The sequence below is a fragment of the Microcystis sp. M20BS1 genome (genome assembly GCF_020245305.1).
GTDB lineage: Bacteria > Cyanobacteriota > Cyanobacteriia > Cyanobacteriales > Microcystaceae > Microcystis > Microcystis ichthyoblabe_A.
In genome coordinates, this window is sequence record NZ_JADBUZ010000073.1 from 1 (window position 1) to 22,135 (window position 22,135).

General features: G+C 42.2%; 24 protein-coding genes, 2 tRNA genes and 1 pseudogene. 14 read left to right on the plus strand and 13 right to left on the minus strand.

Annotation, left to right across the window (positions count from 1 at the left end; genetic code table 11):
- Window positions 1-165: 165 nt before the first annotated feature.
- The 3 genes from gltS to IM507_RS07505 all read right to left on the minus strand — a co-directional run bounded on the left by gltS (window position 166) and on the right by IM507_RS07505 (window position 5,050).
- Window positions 166-1,374 (minus strand): sodium/glutamate symporter, encoded by a 1,209-nt coding sequence (gltS, locus tag IM507_RS07495; RefSeq protein ID WP_002733019.1) that lies wholly within the window; start codon window positions 1,372-1,374, stop codon window positions 166-168.
- A 138-nt stretch (window positions 1,375-1,512) separates the two neighbouring features.
- Complete coding sequence (gene dnaK, locus IM507_RS07500; protein ID WP_002750478.1) at window positions 1,513-3,417, minus strand: molecular chaperone DnaK; 1,905 nt, start codon at window positions 3,415-3,417, stop codon at window positions 1,513-1,515.
- Window positions 3,418-4,075: 658 nt separating this feature from the next.
- Window positions 4,076-5,050 (minus strand): hypothetical protein, encoded by a 975-nt coding sequence (locus tag IM507_RS07505; RefSeq protein ID WP_287636842.1) that lies wholly within the window; start codon window positions 5,048-5,050, stop codon window positions 4,076-4,078.
- A gap of 368 nt (window positions 5,051-5,418) precedes the next feature.
- On the opposite strand from IM507_RS07505, the gene IM507_RS07510 reads away from it, so the two are divergent.
- Window positions 5,419-6,600 carry an RtcB family protein gene (locus tag IM507_RS07510; protein ID WP_123230497.1) on the plus strand — a complete coding sequence of 394 codons (1,182 nt, stop codon included), beginning with the start codon at window positions 5,419-5,421 and terminating at the stop codon, window positions 6,598-6,600.
- A gap of 112 nt (window positions 6,601-6,712) precedes the next feature.
- On the opposite strand, the gene IM507_RS07515 is transcribed toward IM507_RS07510, so the two are convergent.
- Window positions 6,713-7,477, minus strand: coding sequence for a YebC/PmpR family DNA-binding transcriptional regulator (locus IM507_RS07515; RefSeq protein ID WP_002734597.1), 765 nt, complete (start codon window positions 7,475-7,477; stop codon window positions 6,713-6,715).
- Between the two features lie 214 nt (window positions 7,478-7,691).
- Here IM507_RS07515 and IM507_RS07520 point away from each other — a divergent pair, with 214 nt between their 5' ends.
- From IM507_RS07520 to IM507_RS07545, 6 genes are all read left to right on the plus strand, one after another.
- On the plus strand, window positions 7,692-8,177 hold the full coding sequence (locus IM507_RS07520; RefSeq protein WP_002734112.1) for a pentapeptide repeat-containing protein: 486 nt from the start codon (window positions 7,692-7,694) through the stop codon (window positions 8,175-8,177).
- A gap of 171 nt (window positions 8,178-8,348) precedes the next feature.
- Window positions 8,349-10,280: a transglycosylase domain-containing protein gene (locus IM507_RS07525; RefSeq protein ID WP_287636843.1), complete on the plus strand. Its 1,932-nt coding sequence runs from the start codon at window positions 8,349-8,351 to the stop codon at window positions 10,278-10,280.
- Between the two features lie 115 nt (window positions 10,281-10,395).
- Complete coding sequence (locus tag IM507_RS07530) at window positions 10,396-10,641, plus strand: CopG family transcriptional regulator (RefSeq protein ID WP_004162257.1); 246 nt, start codon at window positions 10,396-10,398, stop codon at window positions 10,639-10,641.
- Between the two features lie 77 nt (window positions 10,642-10,718).
- Window positions 10,719-11,315, plus strand: coding sequence for a GUN4 domain-containing protein (locus tag IM507_RS07535; RefSeq protein WP_002746508.1), 597 nt, complete (start codon window positions 10,719-10,721; stop codon window positions 11,313-11,315).
- A gap of 212 nt (window positions 11,316-11,527) precedes the next feature.
- The gene (locus IM507_RS07540; protein WP_002777660.1) at window positions 11,528-12,103 is read left to right on the plus strand and encodes a Uma2 family endonuclease; all 576 of its coding nucleotides are present in this window, start codon (window positions 11,528-11,530) and stop codon (window positions 12,101-12,103) included.
- A gap of 72 nt (window positions 12,104-12,175) precedes the next feature.
- Window positions 12,176-12,985 (plus strand): DNA adenine methylase, encoded by an 810-nt coding sequence (locus IM507_RS07545; protein ID WP_002732985.1) that lies wholly within the window; start codon window positions 12,176-12,178, stop codon window positions 12,983-12,985.
- 319 nt (window positions 12,986-13,304) lie between these two features.
- On the opposite strand, the gene IM507_RS07550 is transcribed toward IM507_RS07545, so the two are convergent.
- From IM507_RS07550 to IM507_RS07575, 6 genes and pseudogenes are all read right to left on the minus strand, one after another.
- Window positions 13,305-13,640 (minus strand): type II toxin-antitoxin system PemK/MazF family toxin, encoded by a 336-nt coding sequence (locus tag IM507_RS07550; RefSeq protein ID WP_002731935.1) that lies wholly within the window; start codon window positions 13,638-13,640, stop codon window positions 13,305-13,307.
- Window positions 13,641-13,895 carry a hypothetical protein gene (locus IM507_RS07555; RefSeq protein ID WP_002734916.1) on the minus strand — a complete coding sequence of 85 codons (255 nt, stop codon included), beginning with the start codon at window positions 13,893-13,895 and terminating at the stop codon, window positions 13,641-13,643.
- A 107-nt stretch (window positions 13,896-14,002) separates the two neighbouring features.
- Window positions 14,003-14,503: a PIN domain-containing protein gene (locus tag IM507_RS07560; protein ID WP_002731701.1), complete on the minus strand. Its 501-nt coding sequence runs from the start codon at window positions 14,501-14,503 to the stop codon at window positions 14,003-14,005.
- Window positions 14,500-14,745, minus strand: a complete 246-nt coding sequence (locus IM507_RS07565; RefSeq protein WP_002770804.1) for a UPF0175 family protein — start codon at window positions 14,743-14,745, stop codon at window positions 14,500-14,502. The genes IM507_RS07560 and IM507_RS07565 overlap by 4 nt, the downstream gene beginning before the upstream one ends.
- A 154-nt stretch (window positions 14,746-14,899) precedes the next feature.
- Window positions 14,900-14,995 (minus strand): annotated as a pseudogene (locus IM507_RS07570) (PEP-CTERM sorting domain-containing protein); the annotation flags it as partial.
- A gap of 164 nt (window positions 14,996-15,159) precedes the next feature.
- Window positions 15,160-15,528: a hypothetical protein gene (locus IM507_RS07575; RefSeq protein WP_158499380.1), complete on the minus strand. Its 369-nt coding sequence runs from the start codon at window positions 15,526-15,528 to the stop codon at window positions 15,160-15,162.
- A 281-nt stretch (window positions 15,529-15,809) separates the two neighbouring features.
- Between IM507_RS07575 and IM507_RS07580 the strand changes: the two genes are divergently transcribed.
- Together IM507_RS07580 and IM507_RS07585 are read left to right on the plus strand one after the other, a co-directional pair.
- On the plus strand, window positions 15,810-16,055 hold the full coding sequence (locus tag IM507_RS07580; protein WP_002734321.1) for a hypothetical protein: 246 nt from the start codon (window positions 15,810-15,812) through the stop codon (window positions 16,053-16,055).
- Window positions 16,048-16,299, plus strand: a complete 252-nt coding sequence (locus tag IM507_RS07585; protein ID WP_004162266.1) for a type II toxin-antitoxin system RelE family toxin — start codon at window positions 16,048-16,050, stop codon at window positions 16,297-16,299. The genes IM507_RS07580 and IM507_RS07585 overlap by 8 nt, the downstream gene beginning before the upstream one ends.
- Window positions 16,300-16,616: 317 nt before the next feature.
- Here the strand turns inward: IM507_RS07585 and IM507_RS07590 are convergent.
- Window positions 16,617-16,689: transfer RNA gene (locus tag IM507_RS07590), tRNA-Arg, on the minus strand.
- A gap of 88 nt (window positions 16,690-16,777) precedes the next feature.
- A complete protein-coding gene (locus tag IM507_RS07595) occupies window positions 16,778-17,917 on the minus strand; it encodes a ferrochelatase (protein ID WP_123230495.1) in 1,140 nt (379 codons plus the stop codon).
- Between the two features lie 198 nt (window positions 17,918-18,115).
- On the opposite strand from IM507_RS07595, the gene IM507_RS07600 reads away from it, so the two are divergent.
- Window positions 18,116-18,874, plus strand: a complete 759-nt coding sequence (locus IM507_RS07600) for an LmeA family phospholipid-binding protein (RefSeq protein ID WP_123230494.1) — start codon at window positions 18,116-18,118, stop codon at window positions 18,872-18,874.
- A 154-nt stretch (window positions 18,875-19,028) separates the two neighbouring features.
- Here IM507_RS07600 and yidD read toward each other — a convergent pair whose 3' ends face one another.
- On the minus strand, window positions 19,029-19,259 hold the full coding sequence (gene yidD, locus IM507_RS07605; protein WP_002732315.1) for a membrane protein insertion efficiency factor YidD: 231 nt from the start codon (window positions 19,257-19,259) through the stop codon (window positions 19,029-19,031).
- Between the two features lie 55 nt (window positions 19,260-19,314).
- Between yidD and IM507_RS07610 the strand changes: the two genes are divergently transcribed.
- The 4 genes from IM507_RS07610 to tsaB all read left to right on the plus strand — a co-directional run bounded on the left by IM507_RS07610 (window position 19,315) and on the right by tsaB (window position 21,826).
- Complete coding sequence (locus IM507_RS07610; RefSeq protein WP_002732430.1) at window positions 19,315-20,001, plus strand: diacylglycerol/polyprenol kinase family protein; 687 nt, start codon at window positions 19,315-19,317, stop codon at window positions 19,999-20,001.
- A 185-nt stretch (window positions 20,002-20,186) separates the two neighbouring features.
- Window positions 20,187-21,059: an aldose epimerase family protein gene (locus IM507_RS07615; protein ID WP_002731817.1), complete on the plus strand. Its 873-nt coding sequence runs from the start codon at window positions 20,187-20,189 to the stop codon at window positions 21,057-21,059.
- A gap of 63 nt (window positions 21,060-21,122) precedes the next feature.
- Window positions 21,123-21,194, plus strand: a tRNA-Lys gene (locus IM507_RS07620).
- A 29-nt stretch (window positions 21,195-21,223) separates the two neighbouring features.
- Window positions 21,224-21,826, plus strand: a complete 603-nt coding sequence (tsaB, locus tag IM507_RS07625; RefSeq protein WP_002732075.1) for a tRNA (adenosine(37)-N6)-threonylcarbamoyltransferase complex dimerization subunit type 1 TsaB — start codon at window positions 21,224-21,226, stop codon at window positions 21,824-21,826.
- The last annotated feature ends 309 nt before the right edge of the window (window positions 21,827-22,135 follow it).

A 22,135-nucleotide genomic window follows, 5' to 3' on the forward strand; every position in this document is an offset into this window, starting at 1 on the left:
AAATCCTTATCTGGCAAGAGACTTAATTGATTAGTTTGCTCTAGAGCAAAAACAATTGACAAAAATCGCTAAATGCCTTTCTATATAGGGGTTCCATCCCTTATAACCCCCGTCCATTGCATAACACAAACCGAAGAGCCATAATTACTTGATCGATAAAAATTTTTAAGTCAGAAAATTCAAAAATTGCTGGATGATAAAAGCATTAAACAAATCAATAAAAAATGCCCCCACCAAAGGAACAATAATAAATGCCTGGGGAGAAGCCCCAAAATGTTCCGTCACCGCTGTCATATTGGCAATCGCTGTGGGAGTTGCCCCTAGAGTTAAACCCAAATAACCGGCGCAAACTACTGAAGCATGATAGTTTTTTCCCATTAAGGGAAAGACCAGTAAAACAGTATAAATAATACTGAGTGAGAACTGCACTAATAACAGGATAGCAATCGGTCCGGCCAAATCGATCAATGTCCATAATTGTAAACTCATCAAGGACATAGATAGGAATAAACCGAGACTAACATCAGAAATTAAGGCTAAAGAGGGCGTATTAGCGGGCCAAGGAAAGCGTTTCAACACCAAAGGTACGGTATTAGTCAGGATAATTCCTGCCAATAAACAGGTGACAAAATCCGGTAATTTTAAACCGAGGGTAGTTACCCAGTAGTTAATCTGATTACCTAAACCGATAGTTAAACCAATCACTAAGATTGAATGGAGCATTGTATTGTAATCGATATTAACATTCCTCTGGCTTTGTTTAATTCCCACCGTTAAATCTTGATCTTGATTATTGGCTCGCAGTCGATTTCTAGTAATTAACCATTTAGCCACCGGTCCGCCAATAATTCCCCCTAAAACTAGCCCAAAAGTAGCACTAGCTACACCGATTTCTGATGCTTTGGCGATGCCATAATTATCACGAAAAATAGAAGCCCAAGCAATGGCAGTCCCGTGACCCCCACTCAAAGAAACGGAACCAGCAATCAAACCGATGGGTAAATCTAATCCCATCACTTTTGCCACTCCTAACCCAGCTAAATTTTGTAGAATGAGATAAACCACGGCGGTTATTAATAAAATTAGCAAGGGTTTCCCCCCTTGCAGCAGGGTTTTTAGTTTTGAGGACAGCCCGATAGTAGTAAAAAAAACGATTAACAGGGCATCCCGAACATTAAGGGTAAATTCAATTTGCCATTTAAAAACAGCAAAAAATAGACCTAAAAACAAGGAAGCCAAGACACCACCAGCAACGGCATCAGGAATGTTATAATCTTGCAGAAATTTGATATTTTTGGTTAAATACTTACCGAGATAGAGGACTAGAATAGCCATAATAATTGTCTGGCGTTGGCTAAATTGGTAAATTTCCATTTTCTTAATCTTAGTCCTCCAAGATGGTTCACTTAAGTTTAGTCCTAATTTTCGGTGATAGCCTTATCTTTAAGAAAGCCGCAAGGAAAAAAGGACACAAGTTAACTTGTGTCCTTCCCGAAGCTAAGAACTTAATTTTTATTTAGCGTCGGAGAATTCCGCATCGATGACATCATCGCCACCACCAGCACCACCAGAGGGGCCATTGTCATTATTGCCACCGGGGGGATTGCTAGGGGCTCCTTGCTGATACATACTACTACCGATCGCGTAGAGGGCTTGTTGTAATTCCGGTAGGATGGTTTTGATCTTACCATCATCGTCTTGAGCGATCGCTTCTTTCAGGTCTTTAATCAACCCTTGGGCTTTATTTTTCTCAGATGGAGGAACCTTATCGCCTAACTCTTCCAACTGCTTCTCAGCTTGATAAACCAAGGAATCAGCTTGATTTTTGCGTTCAATGCGTTCACGACGTTCCTTATCCACCGAGGCGTTCGATTCTGCCTCATTAACCATGCGTTCCACTTCATTTTGGGGCAAGGTAGAAGCGCCGGTGATGCTGATCGATTGTTCTTTTCCTGTACCTTTATCCTTAGCGGTGACATTGAGAATACCGTTAGCATCGATGTCGAAAACCACTTCGATTTGAGGCACACCACGAGGAGCGGGAGGGATACCATCGAGTCGGAAAGTTCCCAAACTCTTGTTATCTTTGGCCATTTCCCGTTCCCCTTGCAGGACGTGGATTTCCACGTTAGTTTGTCCATCTACTGCCGTGGAGAAAACTTCCGATTTTTTGGTGGGGATAGTGGTGTTGCGGGTAATAATCCGCGTCATCACACCGCCGAGGGTTTCCACACCCAAAGACAGGGGCGAAACATCAAGCAGAAGAATATCTTTGACTTCACCGGCGAGAACACCACCTTGAATAGCGGCGCCGACGGCTACCACTTCATCGGGGTTAACGCTTTGGTTAGGATCTTTGCCCAGAACTTTTTTAACTAATTCCTGGACGGCGGGAATCCGGGTTGAACCACCGACGAGAACCACTTCATCGAGGGCAGATTTATCGATTTTGGCATCACGGATGGCATTTTCGACGGGAATCCGACAGCGATCGATTAAATCGGCGCAAATTTCTTCAAATTTAGCTCTGGTTAGGGTAGTATCTAGGTGTTTTGGTCCTTCGGCGGTAGCGGTGATGAAGGGCAGGTTAATTTCCGCTTGGGTAACGCTAGAAAGCTCAATTTTGGCTTTTTCTGCCGCTTCTGTGAGACGTTGCAGGGCTTGTTTATCTTGACGGAGATCTATTCCTTCAACTTTTTTGAATTCTCCGGCTAGATAATCAACGATTTTTTTATCGAAGTCATCACCACCGAGATGAGTATCTCCAGAGGTAGCGAGAACTTCAAAGACACCATCACCCACTTCTAGAACCGATACGTCAAAGGTTCCTCCACCCAAGTCAAAAACGAGAATGGTTTCGTTAGCTTTTTTGTCTAATCCGTAGGCAAGAGAGGCGGCGGTGGGTTCGTTGATAATGCGGAGAACTTCAACCCCAGCAATTCTCCCGGCATCTTTGGTGGCTTGACGTTGGGAGTCGTTAAAATAAGCGGGTACGGTGATGACTGCTTGGGTAACGGTTTCGCCGAGGTATTTACTGGCATCTTCCACCAGTTTCCGCAGTACCTGGGCGGAAATTTCTTCGGGGGCGAATTGTTTGCCCTGGGCGGGACAGTCTAATTTAACGTTGCCGTTGCCGTCCTGGAGAGTTTTGTAGGATACTTCTGTGGCTTCGTTGGTAACTTCGTTGAATTTCCTGCCGATGAAGCGTTTGACGGAATAAAAAGTATTTTGCGGGTTCATTACCGCTTGACGTTTGGCGATTTGTCCTACTAGGCGATCGCCACTTTTGGCGTAGGCGACGACTGAGGGCGTGGTTCTAAACCCTTCGGCGTTGGCGATAACGGTGGGTTTACCCCCTTCCATAACCGCGACGCAGGAGTTAGTCGTCCCTAAGTCAATTCCAACTACTTTTCCCATAATCTTTGTGCTGCTCCGATACAAATTATAGTGACTTCTAGAATCGGAACTGTACTCGGTTTTTAGGCGATACCCACCCCTATCAGTTCCTTCGTTATCTCTATAGTGCAAAATAACCCCGCTTTCTTGATAGTGTAGGTATCCGAACCTTTTTGGTAGTATTGCTAATGTCAGTTCGGGATCAAAGAGTTAGTGGTGAAGGAAAGGAGTCAGAAGTGAGACAAACTCTTAGTTCTTACCACTCCATGCTCGCTCTCCTTGGTTTCCCTGGAGTGGTGGTGGAAATCCCTCACTTCCTCTCTTTTAAGTAGAAAATATGAATCTCAGACATCAAGATCATTACCAGAGTTCAGAAATTTACCGCACTTTACGGCTCTTCTCGACTTTGTGTGATAATTTTTGCTTATGGAATCGTGAAATGCTTATCGGGCAAGACTTTTAGGGCTATTTTGCGGAAGAAAGTATCAGTATAGACCTCGTTTCCACACAGAAACCAGAAGAGCCACTTTACTTTATTAATAACTGAAAGATCGTGCTAAGTAGGGAGGCACAATTATTTGTAGGATGGGTTAGCGGTAGCCTAACATGAGCGGGCGTTGGGTTTCATGCTTCAACCCAACCTACGTTCATCTTATATTTAATTCCACCCACCTACTTATTAATATAAGATTATGTAATCATGAGTAAAAACAATTGTTCCTGTGCGTATTCCATTTATTTCTTGAATATAAGTATCGGTGTCATATCGTTTAAATCTGCTATCTTGAAAACTGTTAATTAACCCAGGAAAATCCTCTAATTCAGAGGCACTAATTAATCTATTTCCGTAAAGAAGATCACCAGAAAAAACCCTAAAGGTAGAAGAACGGGTTTCCTCGGAAAATAAACTGCTACAGTTAGGTTGTAAATAGATGTAGATGTAGGCCAAACGCATATCTACAGAAGGCACAAATTCTAAGCCCAAATCAAAATAGCATAGAGTAGGTGGATTAAAAACAGATAAAATAGATTCCCGATAATTATCAGGCTTTCCAAAACTTCTCAACTGAATAAGATGACTACCAGTATTGACTCCCCCTCCTCTTAAATTGTTAAGAGAACATTGTTGAAAGTCAAGAAAGGTTTTAGTTATCGTTCTTTGCCAACTATTAATAATGACTAGAGAATTTCCCCAATACCTATACTGTTCTGGTCGGCGATCGATCTCGATACCAATAGGATCATCCGATTGACGGGGTTCTACCATGCGATAATAGTAAGTGTAGTTGCTAAATTTTACTCTTCGCGGCCCTGGAAGATCATTAACAAAGTTTTTCTGATCTACTTGCCGGCCAAATTCACAAACACTTTGATAATCTTTTATAGTAAACATTGGTAAAAGAATATCTGGTGGCGGCAGTTTGATTTCATCATCAGACCAACGACCTGTAAAAATCCAGGCGGCTGCCCGCTCAGAAACTATCCAAGCAAGACCTCTATATACAGGAATATTGTCAATACTCATTGTTAATAAATAAATCTGATCATTTATTTTGTAACAATTATCCCCAAAACTCTCAAGGATTGTGGCATCGATCTCAGCTAAAGGTTTGCCAAATGGAAGTGCGAGTAAATCAGTAAGATTGCTCATCATTGAATTTTTTGACTAAGTTACTGTTTCTGTTATACGCTATTTAGATGCTGAACAGCTTACTGTTTACCGATCACAGCAAAAAAGCTCCCCAATGCCTGCTCTTTCTGGGAACTTGTTGATAACACGAATGTAGTATATAATGTAATATAGGTAATAAGCTGTACTGCATTTAAACTGCGTCTTGACAATTTTAGTACAAATGCTCAGAACTCTGGTGCAGTCTGAACGAGTAATTTAGATAGTCAACAGCTTATCCTCTGGCGCTAAAACACGATCGCCGATCACAATTTATCTAATTCATCGCAGAATCTCAATTGCCTTATTGTCTTAGTTGCATCCGCCTTTTATCTGATTATTTCATAAAAACTATGGCTTACGAAACTCTGGAACTTTCCACCCCGACACCGATTTTATCTTGGGCAGGCCATGAATTGGGGACCCAAGAAACCCAAATGGCCAAAAATGTTGCCTCCCTACCTTTTGTTTATAAACACATTTCTTTAATGCCCGATGTTCACTTGGGTAAAGGTGCTTTAGTCGGTTCGGTGATTGCCACCAAAGATGCCGTAATTCCCGCCGCCGTCGGAGTCGATATCGGTTGCGGCATGGCTGCCCTAAAAATGCCTTTTACTGGTGAACAATTGCAGGGAAAACTTAAAAAAATTCGCCTCGATGTAGAGGCGAATATTCCCGTCGGTTTTGCGGAAAATAAAGAAGTGGATCGGGAAGTGACTAAATGGTCAAAATGGGGGGAATTTAAACAGATTCATCGAGGGGTACAAAACCTAGAGAAAAAAGCCCTTAAACAAATGGGTTCTCTGGGGGGTGGTAATCACTTTATCGAAATTTGTTTAGATACAGATAATCAAGTTTGGTTAATGCTCCATTCCGGTTCTAGAGGTATTGGTAATCAACTGGCCCAATGTCATATTGATACTGCCAAAGAGTTAGCCAAACTAGCAGAATGTAAATTACCCGACCTCGATTTGGCCTACTTTGTTGCCGGTACAGAAGAATTTGCCGCCTACTGGCATGACCTACAATGGGCGCAGGAATATGCCCGTTATAATCGGGAAATTATGATGGCTAGATTTAAACGGATTGTTGAAAAACATCTAGCGGGAGGCAAACCAACTAAACCCCTCTTAGTAGTTAATTGTCATCACAATTATGCCGAAAAAGAAATTCATTTTGGGGAGGAGGTTTATGTCACCCGCAAAGGAGCCGTCCGCGCTAGAGAAACCGATTATGGCATTATCCCCGGTTCCATGGGAGCGCAATCTTATATTGTTAAAGGTAAAGGAGAACATAATAGCTTCTGTTCCTGTTCCCACGGGGCCGGGCGCTTGATGTCGAGAAATCTGGCTAAAAAAACCTTTACTCTTGATGATTTAATCGCCCAAACCCAAGGGGTTGAATGCCGCAAGGATGAGGGGGTTATTGATGAGATTCCAGGGGCTTATAAACCGATCCAACGGGTGATGAATCAACAAGCTGATCTAGTGGAAATTGTCGCCACTCTCAAGCAGGTGCTGTGTGTCAAAGGTTAAAAATCATGGCCAGAGCGATCGATTTTTACGGAACCCGAATTTTTACGCGATTTTGGGGACAGATTATTTCTTGATTGGGCCTAGAATCAGTGAGCAGTCCGGGAATTTAGGATCACAGATCCCCTAACATCAATTCCTCAACTAAATCAAAATTAGCCGTCACCGATTGCACATCATCGAGGGATTCTAGGGTGTCGATTAACTTGAATAAAAAACGGGCCTGGTCTCGATCGCTCACTTCTAGGGTATTAGTGGGAATCCAGCGTAATTCTGCTTCTTTGACCTTAAATCCCGCTGCTTGCAGAACCTTATTCAATCTCTCCAGGTTAGACACCTCAGTAAAAACTTCTGCTCCTTGACCTTCCTCCTCACTGTCAAAAAACTCGTAGGATTGGGCCTGGCCCTCTAGGGAAGCTTCTAAAAGCTTATCCTCATCAATAGTTCCCTCAAGGCGAATTACCCCCTTATGGTCAAACATCCAGCCCACACAGCCCGTTTCACCTAAATTACCGCCATTTTTGCTAAAAGCCGCCCGCAGATCCGCAGCCGTGCGATTGCGATTATCGGTCAGTGCTTCGATCAGGATCGCCACACCCCCCGGACCATAACCCTCGTAGCGAATTTCCTCAAAAGCCGAGTCATTTTCCCACGTTCCCGCCCCTTTAGCGATCGCTCTTTCGATATTGTCATTGGGAATACCGGCCGCCTTGGCTTTTTCGATCGCCGTGCGTAGCTGAAAATTGCCCGCCGGATCGGGAACACCGTTACGCGTAGCCACGATAATGGCCCGGGATAACTGGGTGAAAGTTTGCCCTTTTTTGGCGTCAACCCGCGCTTTTTGTCGTTTAATATTTGCCCATTTACTATGACCAGCCATATCTATCTAAGATATCCAACATCAAAAATCTAGCAGATCGATCGCCCTTGGTAAATCCGGGGATAATTGTCAACGAGTGCCGGGTAATGATAATAAATCGTGTTGAGAAACTATAGAGGGGCGGCCAGTTCGAGCATTTGTACTACAATTCCCGATAGGCGGTTTAAATCCAGTACAGCTTATTATAGAAAAGGTTGATTGATCAGGTGGCAATATGGCGCAATTTTCTCGCAAAACTCTACTAATCTTGTTTGCTAGTATATTAGTATTATTATTCTCCTTAGCTCCGGCCCAAGCCCTAAGTTACAATAACCGCAATTTGACCGATAATGACTTTGGGGGGCAGGATTTGCGCGATTCCACCTTCGATCACTCTAATCTGCGCGGTAGTAACTTCAGTCATGCCAATCTGGAAGGAGTACGCTTTTTTTCTGCCAACTTGGAGGGGGCCGACTTTAGCGATGCCAATATGAGAAATGTGGATTTAGAATCGGCCCGTTTAACCAGAGCCAACTTTACCAATGCCGTTCTCGAAGGAGCTTTTGCCACTAACATTTTAATCAAAGGTGCAATTATCGACGGAGCCGATTTTACCGATGCAATTATTCGCTCCGATGTGGAAAAGTATCTTTGTGAGATAGCCACAGGAACTAACCCCATAACTGGCAGAAATACCCGCGATACCCTGTTTTGTCCCTGATATCTAACTATGCTGCTCCTAATCCCCCTGCCATGGCCGATCGAATCTAGAGCCAGATCGGCCATAATTGCTGTAAGCTAGTATTCGATTTTTTAACAAAACCTATAGAATAGACTTTCAAGCCAGTTCGATCGATCAGTCCCCTCTTGGAAAAAGGAAATTGTAACCATCGTGTCCACCAGTACCCTCGGCAATCAAGACAAAGAGCAGCAGTCCAGTAGTTCCCCCGATAGCTTTCTTCAGGGAGTCTCTAGAGTCGCAGGGGGAACCGCTCTCGGCCTGTTGATGGTATCCACGGCCGTGGTGACGGGGGCTGTGGTAGGATTAGCGATCAGTTACCGCAATCTACCCGATGTGAGGATTTTACAGGGCTATGTCCCCACGGAAACCAGTTATATCTATGATGTTAAAGGCAGACCCCTGACCAGCTTACACGGGGAAGCACATCGGGAAGTGGTGGAACTTGATCAAATTTCTCCCAATCTAAAACGCGCAGTGATGGCGATCGAAGATAGCCATTTTTATCACCATCGTGGTATTAATCCTAATAGTATCGGCCGGGCAGTGATCGCTAACTGGAAAAGTGGCGGTGTGGTGGAAGGTGCATCTACCATCACCATGCAGTTAGTCAAAAATATCTTTCTTTCCCATGCTCGCACCGTTAGCCGTAAATTAGCTGAAGCAGTCCTAGCAATACGAGTAGAACAGGTTTTTAGCAAAAATGACATTCTGGAAATGTACCTCAATAATATCTATTGGGGTCATAATAATTACGGAGTTCAAACCGCCGCTAAAAGTTATTTTAATAAACCCGCCTCCGAGTTAAATTTAGCAGAATCGGCGATGATGGCCGGATTAATCCAAGCGCCGGAAGTTTATAGTCCTTTTAATAATTATAAAACCGCCAAGGAAAGACAGGCACTGGTTCTCAGTCGGATGCGTAGCTTAGGTTGGATTACCCCCGCACAGGAAGAGGCCGCCTTAAAGGAACCTCTGAAACTGGGTAAACCCACCGCTTGGCAAGAAAGTAAGTTACCCTATGTCACCGATGCAGTGGTGGCAGAATTGCGGCAAAAATTTGGCAAAGAAACTCTAATTAAAGGGGGAATGCGGATTCAAACTACGATCGATCTTGACTTTCAAAACATGGCCGAGTCCACCATTCAACGGGCCTATAATGGCTTGCGTGGTCGCGGTATTCGCACCAAAGACCTACAAATTTCTCTAGTTGCGGTGGATCCCCGCACCCATTTCGTCAAGGCGCTCGTCGGTGGCGTTGATTACAATAAAAGTCAATTAAACCGAGCTATTCAATCCCGTCGTCAACCGGGGTCAGCTTTTAAACCTTTCGTCTATTATACTGCCTTCGCTAGTGGTCGTTTTACCCCCGAAACCGTGGTTAATGATGCTCCCATCCGTTTTCGCGAGGGCGGCGGCTTCTATAGCCCAAAAAACTACGGTGGCGGCTTTTCTGGTCCGGTTTCCCTGCGTAGCGCTCTGATGCAGTCTCTGAATATTCCCGCGGTTGTTCTCGGTCGTCGTGTCGGGATAAATAAAGTCATTGAAGTCTGTCGTCTGCTGGGTTTCGAGAGTCCTTTAATTGCCGTCACTTCTTTACCTTTGGGTTCCGTGGATGTGACTCCTCTGGAAATGGCGGGAGCTTACGCTACTTTTGCCAGTAATGGCTGGCATTCCGAGCCGACCTTTATCATGCGTGTTACTGATAGCCGGGGTAACGTCATGCTCGATAATACACCCAAACCGAAGCTAGTTTTAGACCCCTGGGCCACCGCTTCTCTTAACTCTGTCCTACAGGGAGTTATTCAGGGAGGAACAGCAACCTCGGCCCAAATCGGTCGTCCAGCAGCGGGAAAAACCGGTACTACCGATAACGAGAAAAATGTCTGGTTTGTCGGTTATGTTCCCCAATTAGCCACCGCAGTGTGGATTGGAGATGACCGAAACCGCACTTTAGGTAAAGGTATCACCGGTGGCGGTTTTGCCGCTCCCATTTGGCGCGATTTCATGGCACAAGCTCTGAAAAATGAACGGGTAGAATATTTTCCTTCTCCTTCCAAATTTCGCAAACCAACAGTTAAGTAGATGGTTAATCTAATTGGTTTGATCGTAATTTATCGATCGAGTAAAGGTGGCTATGTTAAAAATGAAACCCACGCTTTGAGCCTTCAGGTTTCCTACGATTAATAGGTAAGTTACCATGAGTACCATCCAAGTTCAAATTCCCGACTCATTACAGAAAAGTTTAGATGATCTAGCGGCTCGTGATGGAATTTCGATCGATCAATTTATCTCTACTGCGATCGCTGAGAAACTTTCAGCGTTGATGACAGAAAATTACCTAATAGAAAGGTCCAAAAAGGGAAGTCGAGAAAAGTATCAGGCAATCTTAACAAAAGTTCCCGATGTTGAGCCAGAAGCCTATGACCGGCTGCCGACTGTCTGACATATCACTGCACCCGACTTTCTGCTAGACTTTGACAAGGCGGGTGAGTTCAACCGTTTGACTAGCTGAGAGACTGTATGTCTGGGAAAAAGTTAGGTATTCATACTACTATCGAAATTGTAGCTTTTCTATCAGCTTTGGCTACAATTATGGGTTTTGTCTATTTTTTCTATGATCGCCACTTTGTAACTTGTAAACCTATGGAGGGATTTTCGTCAAACAGAGATGCTTATTATTCATGTCTTCGTAAACTGCTTAAAGAAAATAGGTGGGAGGACGCTAATAGAGAGACTCTAAGACTAATGTTGCAAACGGTCAATAGAGAAGGAGAAGGATTTATAGATACAAAAACTATGAAAGAATTTCCTTGCAAAGATTTGTTGATTATTGAAGATTTGTGGTCAAAAGCAAGTCAAGGCAGATTTGGCTTTGATACTCAGCAAAAAATATGGAAAAGTGAAGGCGGTGAACCCTATTTAACTGATGAGAATTCAGAGGCTTACCATAGGTTTCGCAGTGCAGTGGGATGGAAAAAAGGAAAAGATCCTAACTTTTCTCTGAATGCTCCATATGGCCATTTACCAATATTAGGATCTCATGGAAAAATAGGAGGAATTGCAAACACATATCGAATTGCAGAGTGTCTAGAAAAGAAAGAGTGGGAAGCGCCATAACCAAGGTGAGAGCATCTCAAATGCTATTGACAATTGGCCAATTTTGTGATCTTTGTGGGCATTTCCAGTGATACTGGTCAGTTAGAATAGTTAAGAAATCGACCCATTTGATTGAGAGGGCAAATTCTCCTCAAATATACCTGAATCGTCGGTAAGCAACCCAGATAAAGTTCATTTATAATAAAGTCACAAAAAAACCTTTGCTTGAAACGATGACGACTTCCTTGACTGAGGGTATCACCCTTGAAGATTTCCTCGAATTGCCATATTTGGAGGATTCTCCAGCATGGGAATACTTGCATGGAGTCGCAATTCAGAAACCCATGCCTAAGACTCGACACTCTATCCTGCAAAAACGTCTTTTAGCTGCGGTTGACAGCCACACTGTTGATTATACAGCCTTACCTGAGTTGCGATGTACCTTCGGCGGGCGTTCGATCGTTCCTGATGTTGCCGTAATTGCATGGAATCGAATTAACCTCAATCAAGCAGGTGAACCAGAGGACGACTTTAGGGAAGCACCTGATTGGACTATCGAAATTCTTTCACCGGATCAAAAGGTAAACCGTGTAATTGACAACATTTTACATTGTTTAAAACATGGCAGTAAATTAGGATGGATGCTTGATCCAGATGATTATTCTGTTTTAATGTTTACTCCCCAACAAGAGCCGGAAGTTTGCAGAGGGGATCACCAACTTAAGGTAATTGCAGGGGTTGAGTTGACACTGACTCCACAACAAATCTTTGCATGGCTAAAAGTTAGTCAAGCTAGACAAAGTAAGTAAAAGTCGGGGGAGAAGCACGAGGACTAACTTGGTCGTTAGACGGAATTCAATAATAAACGGATTTAGTATAAAATGTCAAAAATTAAAAGTCCCTTGCGTTATCCCGGGGGGAAATCCCGGGCAATTAAGCAAATTATGCCGCAAATTCCTGTGAATATTAGGGAATATCGAGAACCTTTTTTTGGTGGGGGTTCTGTATTTTTTGCTGTTAAGCAACTCTTTGGACAACAAATAAAAACCTATTGGATTAATGACTTAAATTATGATTTATATTGTTTCTGGCAATGCGCTCAAGAAAATATTGAGTTATTGGTAGCAAAAATAACAGAAATTAAACAGAAATATGATACTGGACGAGAATTATTTCAAGATTTAACAAGGGAAGATTTAAAGTTAACCGACTTTGAGAAAGCAGTGCGTTTTTTTATCTTAAATCGGATTACTTTTTCGGGAACAGTGGATTCGGGAGGTTATTCTCAAGCAGCTTTTACCAGTAGATTTACTGATTCATCAATGGCCAGATTAACTCAAATTGCGCCGTTATTAGCATCAGTAAAAATTACTAACCAAGACTACGAAGAATTATTATTTGTTGAGGGAAAAGAAGTTTTTATCTTTCTCGATCCCCCCTACTATAGTGCCACAAAATCCCGTTTGTACGGTGTGAGAGGTAATTTACATACCAGCTTCGATCATCAACGTTTTGCCGATAATATGCGTCAATGTCAGGCTAAATGGTTAATTACCTACGATGATTGTCCAGAGATACGAAAACTCTTTAATTTTGCCCATATTATCGAGTGGAATCTTCAGTATGGCATGAATAATTATAAACAAGGAGCGGCGGCATCTGGTAGGGAATTAATGATCAAAAATTATTAGTGCGATGCCGAAGGCACTGCGTAGCAGTACGCTAATCTTATAGCGATTGTCCCCAAGACGATAGGAGAGAATTTCCCATCCCTAGTTAGGGTTTGCGGCAAAAAGTTTTTCCTGGTGGCAGGGTGTGGGGTTTGGGGTTTGGGGTTTTACCCATTTTCAGGTGGTCAATTACCTAATTTTCAGGGAAAAAGTACCTGAATTTTCCCCCCAATCACTCCAAAGGTCGGCACTTTTTGAGGGAAAAAAAGTCCAAAAGTCTTATCCAACAAGGTTTTTAGATTTATTCAGCAGACCCTAATTAAACATTCATATTAGTGTTTTATGTTAAATCTAATGTGTATCGCATAACATCTTCCAATTGCTGTAAATAACTAGAAGAAAGTGTCCCCAACTGTCGTTGAAGTCGTTGTCTATCAATAACAACAATTTGATAACATAAGGCTACTGATTCCTGATTTAAGCCTCCTTGTCCTGCGGGAATAACCATTGTTCCGGGAATTTGTGCGCGACGTAAATTACTGGTTAATGGAATTACAACAACAGTGCTAGTGAAGCGATCAATATTGTTATGTTGGACAATAATAACAGGTCGAATACCAGCTTGTTCTGAACCACGACTCGGATTAAAATCAGCTAGATAAATATCGCCTCGCATTTATTCCTTATCCTCTTGTTCAAGGTGAGATAAATAATCGGGTAAAATACTTTCTGAAAAGCTAATATCCTCTTGAGCAAATTCATTTTGTAACGATTGTGCTTCTGCATCTGAAATATTATCCCATTTCTGAAAACGTGAATTTCTTTGTAAGGATTTGACAAATTCAAGGACTTGTTGCTGTTTTTCTAGCGGTAAAGTCTTAATACTTTGCAAAATCTGGTCTTGAAGATTATTAATATGGGTGACAGACATTTCAACTTTTACTATATTTACACTAGACCAACCATTTTACCACAAAAAAACGCTCTTGTTGTCAATTAGTTAGCAACAATTAAATAAGAAGATTTTGAAGGCTTTAGTTATGGGTTTTCATCAATTTCTTGCGCTGTTTTTAATATGTCTAAATACAATATTTGATTAACACGGAAACCTGCTTTAAAAATCAAATCATCCATTAACGGCTGAATATTAGGAATTAATCTTCTTCTTTTGGCAATTAATAAAATACCTAAAATTCCAATAACATTCAATCCTAAACTAATTGCTTTCTTTCTGCCAGGGTTCTCGTCTATAATTACTCTATCAGCATTTGAAGAAATCGCTAAAGCTATCGTTTCTGATTCTCCTCGGTGTAATTCCTTCTGTAATTCTTCTAATAATAACCGATTCTCTAACTCTCGCTTTTCTATCCAGGATAGGGTTTGAACTTCAATAGTGCCAGGAACTGAATAACCTAATCCTGTCATTTCTTCATAAACAGCCACTGGAATAATAATTGTTCCATAGATATCATGGAGCAAGTTAAGATAGCCGATAGCAGCTAAACTGGTAATCGGAGAGGTGTTACTAACAACAATCACAGATCACCTAAGGTTTTTAAGGTTTGTAATTCTTGTTGCCAATCTACACTATCATAATTTACACAAATATTCCTCTTGGCGACTTCTTGACGAAATTCAATTAAAGATAAGTTGGCAAAATCAGCCGCTTTTGCGCTACTGATATGATAGTCTCTAAACATAATGATTGCCAGTTCTAGTTGCAACAGTTGCTCGTTTTTTCCTGTTGCTTGTATAATTTCGTTGGGAATCACAATAGTCATTAAAAATTAAAATATTTGTATAAACCGCCCCATTATATCACAAAAAAATACTTGTGATCGATTAATTAATAAAAATTAATGAATAGAAACATGGACAAAAAATAACCCCTCAACTGACTAAATGAAGGGGCATTTATGGTATTTTAGAAGCAATTTAGCCAACTTTTGTGGTTTCTTTTTCAATGGATTGGGAGGGTTTTAGTTTGCGCTTGAGGGTTGAAACTGCGCCAAGTGTGCCGAGGGAGAGGAGGAAAGTTATAATTTGAGGAACACTATTAGATATGTAGATATGATTAGATAAGGTACAATGAAAGATGTAGATGCACCTACTTAAGCCATGAAACAAGTTCTCAAAAATATTGAGGTATCAGAGATTCCCACACTAATCGATACATGGATAGATATTCCTGTAAATTAATCGATAGTAAACAATGTTGTGAGTCCCCCATTTGTTCCTATGGAATAATATGTATTGACTGGAACACCATCTAAAGCTGGTATGGCTAAAGAACAACGATGGAAAGTTTTATCAAGAAATCTTTTGTACATACATCTTTTTACCGATTTCACGGGGATCAGGCAAGTAACCCTACTGGAAGTTGCACCAGGAATACCTGGCACTATCGAAAATCTGCCATGATCATTTATACACTTATATACTTGACCAGATTGAGCTATTAAAAAGTCTTTGTTTTCACTTAAGTTAAATGTTTTAGCTTGTCGAGACACAGTTAGTCCCAATAAAGTTAATACAGCCGTTATGTATATTACACTTGTTTTCATTAATGTATCTCCTCAAAAGTGCGATCACCTTCTCGCAGCTAGGTGAAGCAACAACCCAACCCAAGACACAAGGCAGATAGTAGAACAATACACATTCCCCCCCCCACAACTGTATTAAAAGTTACAGTTTAATAAATTTTTATATTTCTCTCTTAATCCCGATAAAGAAACCGCAGAACCAAGTCGGTTGTGAACAGCCCACCGCTTTTACCATTTTTGGTTAGTATCTGGATGTGGTATTATTTGAGGTGTGTTCGGATTATCTGATACGATCAAGGTCTATGACAACTTACTATGAAATCCTCAGCCAAATAGAGAATCTTCCCCTTACGGATAAGTTGCGACTTTTAGAGGATTTAAAAACTATCATCAAGCCGACCGTAGCGCCAAAAGATGACGATGAGATCATTCCAGCCGAAGAACTTGCTGAAAGCCAAGCAGCATGGCAAGATTATTTATCTGGTCGAGATACTGGAATCACTTCAACAGAATTAAAATACAAATTATTTGGAGATAAACTTGGCTGATTATATTCTACTTAGACAAGCAGAACGCTCCTTAGAAAGGATGCCTAAAAATGATCAAATTCGTCTTCTTGAAGCTTTGGATACTTTGATTTCGGATTCTACAAAATTAGATATTAAACCCCTTTACGGAAGAGATGAACTAAGATTGCGAGTAGGTAAGTATCGAGTGTTGTTTTTTGAAGATAGAAATAACAATCTATACGTCATTACAACTATTAAACCTCGCGGCGATGTCTATAAATAATACCAGAACTCTTTTCTAGACTGCTGTTTCTCCTTTCGCCATAAGACAGTGATTCACAGAAGAAGGAGTTTCAGGTGTTTTCCCCTGTTTTACCCCTTTTCAGGCGACCTATCCTCATTCCGTGAGATATTGTGGCGCAGTATGTCCTATTCGCCTTTGCCTTCTCCCTTGACTGATCCTCAACTCGATCGCCAACTAAATTAAACACAATTAATATCAACCAACGGGATTCAACTGACCCAATTCCACGCTCACCGCATCAAAGCGATTGTCCCCGGGACAAGAGGAGAGAATTTCCAATCCCTACTTAACAATAACGGGTACGGTAGGGATCGAACCTACAACCGTCCGCTTAGAAGGCGGATGCTCTATCCATTGAGCTACGTACCCAGGAAAGCACAATTATAGATTATAGCTCCAACAGTGACAAGTGGTAGGACTAATTTTCGCCGTTGCCCCTCTTTGCCACTGTCCAAGCTTAATGATGATGGTGATGTCCGTGGTGATGATGGTTATCGGAATGAATGTGAGGAATTGTTACAGAACTATTGACAGATAAAGTCTCTTGTGACAGTAAAGCTTCGATATGTTCATCGGCCCAATCGGCAGCCATCCGGCAAAATTCGGGGTTATCGTTGACACAGGCCATCTGCACATAATTAACTTGGTCGTGTTTGCGGCGTAAAGCTTCGATAATATGCTCCACATCCAGTAAAGTTTCGTGATTTTCCGTAGCAAAGCCAATCGGCATGAAAATTAAAGCTTTGGCCCCTAATTCAATCAAATTCTTCGCCGCTAACTCTGCATTCGGTTGCGTCCATTTAATTAAGGGGGTTTGGTGATTTAACCAACCCACAGAAATCAAGGGATAACGATAGATTAATTTTTCCCGGACTAACTCGTATAAAGCTTGACTTTCATCGATTCCCGACGTAAATCCCTTAGCTTCGTGGGGACAACCGTGATTCATTAAAATAATGCCAATTTGCGAGGGAAGACAGCTACTAGCTACCTCGGCCGCGATTTTTTCCTCCACTAACCGCGCCATTAGATCTATATAAGCGGGTTGGTTATAAAACGAGGGAATATAGCGCAATCCTTTAACCCAATGTTCCCCCGTTTGTCCTTGAGCTAAAGCTTTATTAACCTGTTCGATGGCAATGCCACTGGTAAAGATAGAATCAACAACGAGGAGAGGATAGATCAAAATTTTCTCGAATCCCCGCTCGCGGATTTCCGTTAATATCTGTGCCGGTAAAAAAGGCGCACAGAAGTTAAACGCTTTGAATACCTCCACCCGATTACCCCATTTTGCCTGTAAATTGCGCTCAATTTCCTGTCTTTGATGCTCGAAAATGTGGTTATGGGGGGAAATAAAGTGATTATGCTGGTGCTGCCATTCGTGTAGGTCAAATATGGCCAATAATTTCGCTAGGGGAGGATAAACCCAAGTCGGCACAGGAGCGAACTTAGCCGTCAGCAAATTTAAGGCCTGTTCATTATAGTTGGCGAAGTCCTCGTAACTCTCCACTTCCCCGTATCCCATCAATAATACCGCCACTCGATCGCTGTGGTTGTGGGTAGCGGCTAACGGTTGTTGATCTGAAATGGCAACCACGTTTTTAACCCCGATTTTTTAAGTGAAAAACGCTATATCACTGGGATAGTAGCGTTTTTCCATCCTATCCCCTCCCACGCGATAGACCGCTAAAAATTTATAACCTCTACAGAATCATACAGATTGCTTATCATCTTCATTAATAAAACGATATGTAAAGAAACTTTAAATAATGTTAAGATCGTTGCAGTTCCACCTATGAGAGATATGACAGCAGGCGTGTTTGGTAGCTTACCTTTTCCCAATCAGAGCGGCGATCAACTCATCAGTAAAGTGGTGAGTGCTGCGATCGCTGCATTATTCAAACGCACAGGCAAGCTGACAGCGACTGTCCGCGCCGAACCCGTAGCCAAATTACTGCAAGGCAGTATCGACGGTTTTGACTTTATCGGTCAGTCGATGCTCATGTACAATGGCCTACGCATCGAAGCCATGGAATTGTATGTGCAGGCAGTGGCGATCGATTTTAGTGCCATTTTTACCGGACAGGTGAAACTCCGTCAACCGACGCGGGCCACTTTGCGGGTAGTTTTAACGGAAGACGACTTAACCACCTCTTTTAATACACCTTTTATTGTCGAAAAACTGCAAAGATTAGAGTACGAAGGTAAATCAATTCACTGTCAGAACACAGAATTAATTCTCAATGACGATAAAACTTTAACTCTCAAAAGTCTAATTAAATTGGCAGAAGAAGAACCAATTCTTCTAGAAATGACCGCTGCTGTGGTTGTGGAAGAACGGCGAAAAATTCAATTTGTTGAGGTGGTTTATCAAGGGGACGAAAGATCGAAAGCTTTAGGAGAAGCTTTAATCAGCCACGTTAACAACCTTATGGATTTAGATAAGTTTGCTCTCGATGGTACTCAATTAAGGGTCGATCGACTACGTTTAAAAGATAAACAGATTATCTTTTATGGTATCGCCGATATCGAGCGTTTTCCCAAAAGAAAATAGGCAATCATCAACGGGTCTAAAAATATCAAGAGTTTTACAGACTTTACCCTAAAGATGAAGTATAACCTAGTTTGCTATTGACTCCTGAATCCTGACTCCTGAATCCCCAAAACGAAAACTTCTTATCTCACCATTGAGATAACTGCTGTGGCTTTTAATCGTGCTTGTGGCTACAGGGAGGCACAGGATCGTAACCTCCGGGGTGAAAGGGATGACAACGGAGAATACGCTTAATTGCTAACCAAGAACCCCGTAGCACACCAAAGCGATCGATCGCTTCTATGGCATACTGGGAACAGGTGGGTTGAAAACGACAGGAAGGGGGAAATAGCGGCGAAATAAACCGTCTATATCCCTCAATTAAGCCAATAAAAATTCCTTTCATCAATGTCACCTCGATCGCCTAAACTAAATAGATAGTCAATTTTCGCTTTTGCCACGTGGAACTATCCCACCCTCTCCTATTTTCGATCAGTTTAGTCGCCTGTTACCTAGCTGTTCTGATTCTGATCGCTGAAAAATTAAAAAGTGTTTTCAGTACCGATGGCGAAATTACCCGCAAAGTTGTCCACATTGGCACAGGAAACGTCATCCTTTTTGCCTGGTGGTTAAATATCCCCGCTTGGGTGGGAATAAGTGCGGCCATCCTAGCGGCCATTATTGCTATACTATCCTATTTTTTACCCATTTTACCTAGTCTTAATAGTGTCGGTCGCCGTAGTTGGGGAACTTTTTTTTATGCTGTTAGTATCGGTGTTCTTGTGGCTTATTTTTGGCCAATTTCTCACCCCGAATACGCAGCAATGGGTATTTTAATTATGGCTTTAGGAGACGGATTAGCAGCCCTAGTGGGACAAAATTTCGGTCAACATCCCTACAAAATTTTCGGCAGTGGCAAAAGTCTGGAAGGTTCCCTGACTATGTTAGGAGTCAGCTTTCTAGTCAGCTTGATTATTTTATCTTTTGTTAATGGCATTAATCCGCCAATTATTCTAGTATCTTTATTGACAGCGATCGGAGCTACTATTCTAGAAACTTTCTCGAAACTGGGTATAGATAATCTCACTGTACCCGTTGGTAGTGCCGCCATTGCCTATTTTCTTACTCAAATTTTCATCTCAAGCTAGTCTATCTCAGCTTATTCACAAGGGACGAATCTAAAACCTCATTGGTTAAGCTAAGTAGGGAGGCACAATTATTTGTTAGGATGGGTTAGTGGTAGCGTAACATGAGCGGGTGTTGGGTTTCATGCTTCAACCCAACCTACGTTCTATGTTAGCTGATAACTGATAACTGATAACTGATAACTGATATGACCTTTACTATCACTCAAAACCAAAATCAATATCTTACCTATTGTCTCAAGGATGAAGAGGCTGACGCTTATCTGGAAGTGGTTCCCGCTAGAGGAGGAATCATCACCCGTTGGCAAATTTGCGGAGAAGATCTTTTATATCTGGACAGAGAAAGATTCAAAGATCCTAACCTCAGCGTCCGCGGAGGAGTCCCGATTTTATTTCCTATCTGCGGCAATTTACCCGATAGTACCTATCAACACGAAGGCCGAAACTATAGCCTCAAACAACACGGATTTGCTCGTGATTTACCTTGGCAAGTCAGCAAACAAAGCAGCGAAACCGCCGCTAGTTTAACCCTAGAATTAAACAGTAATGAAGCCACTCGTCAAGTCTATCCCTTTGATTTTCAATTAATCTTTACCTATCAACTGCAAGGAAACAGCCTCAGAATTCACCAAAAAGTAATCAATCTTTCCCCCGAAAAAATGCCCTTTTCTATCGGCTTCCATCCCTATTTTCAAGTCACCGATAAAACCCGATTGTCCTTTGATATTCCCTCCTCCCAATACCTCGACCAACGCACGAAAACCTTCCATTACTACTCTGGTAACTTTGACTTTAATCTCGAAGAAATTGATGCCGCTTTTCCGCAAATTACGCGCCATCAAAGTGGTTTTAGTGATTCTTATCATCAGCGCCAAATTGTCCTCAGTTACGACGATCTCTATACAACTATAGTTTTTTGGACCCTGAAAGATAAAAATTATATCTGTCTCGAACCTTGGAGCGCTCCCCGCAACGCCCTTAACACAGGCGAACATTTGACCTACCTAGAACCCCAGAGCAGCCGCGAGGCGATCGTGGAAATGCGAGTCAATCAAATTTAAATTACCCCTTGACTTAGCCTCGATAAGATGTTATATTGATGAATCGTGTGCAGAACACGAAACGGGTCGCTAGCTCAGCGGTAGAGCACTCGGCTTTTAACCGATTGGTCTTGGGTTCGAATCCCAGGCGACCCATAAAAACTTACTGATACAGAAAGATCGACTTGTCTTCCCCTGTCTATGGATTAGCTTTGCATACCAGCAGTCCCCAACTGGGACTGGCCCTCTCTAATTTCAGGGATGATAGTCGTCAACAAACTTGGGACTTAGACAGGGATTTATCAAACCTATTCCACCCCTATCTAAAAAAGTTCCTAGCCCCGCAAAAATGGGCAGATTTAGCCTTTCTCGCCACTGCTAGGGGTCCGGGGAGCTTTACCAGTACCCGCATCGGTATAGTCACCGCTAGAACCCTAGCACAACAATTACAGCTACCGATTTTTACCGTCTCCAGTTTAGCGGCCTTTGCTTGGTCACAACGGGATTTTTACCCCCTTGATACCTATCTAGCCCTAGAAATGCCCGCCACTAGGGGACAATTGTATGTGGGCATCTATCGGGGTAATCGGGTTTATTTAGCTGATAGCCTGATGACTTTGGAACAATGGCAGCAGACCTTAGAAAACTTAACTATTTCCTATCAAAGATTAGCCACACCCAACTATTTAGGCATAAATGCCCCCGCTATCCTCGATTTAGCCCATTTGGATTGGCAAACGGGAAAACGCCCCCATTGGTCGGAGGCGCTACCATTTTACGCGATGTGATTGGGGTTTGCGGCAAAAAGTTTCTCGTGGGGTGTGGGGTGTAGGGTTTTACCCATTTTCAGGGGGTCAATTACCTAATTTTCGGGGAAAAAGTACCTGAATTTTCCCCCTGATCACTCCCACGCCTGGCACTTTTGGATTTCAAAAAGGTCTAAAAGTCTTACCCAACAACCCACATTCCGCACCCTAAGTGTCACAACGTCTCAAAAGAGGAAGGAGCGTGAGTCAAAATACTTATCTAGAGGAGTGAGTTGGCGGCAAGCTGCCGGCAACTAAGCCGAAAATTTCAGGGTTCCCCCAGTAATTCTC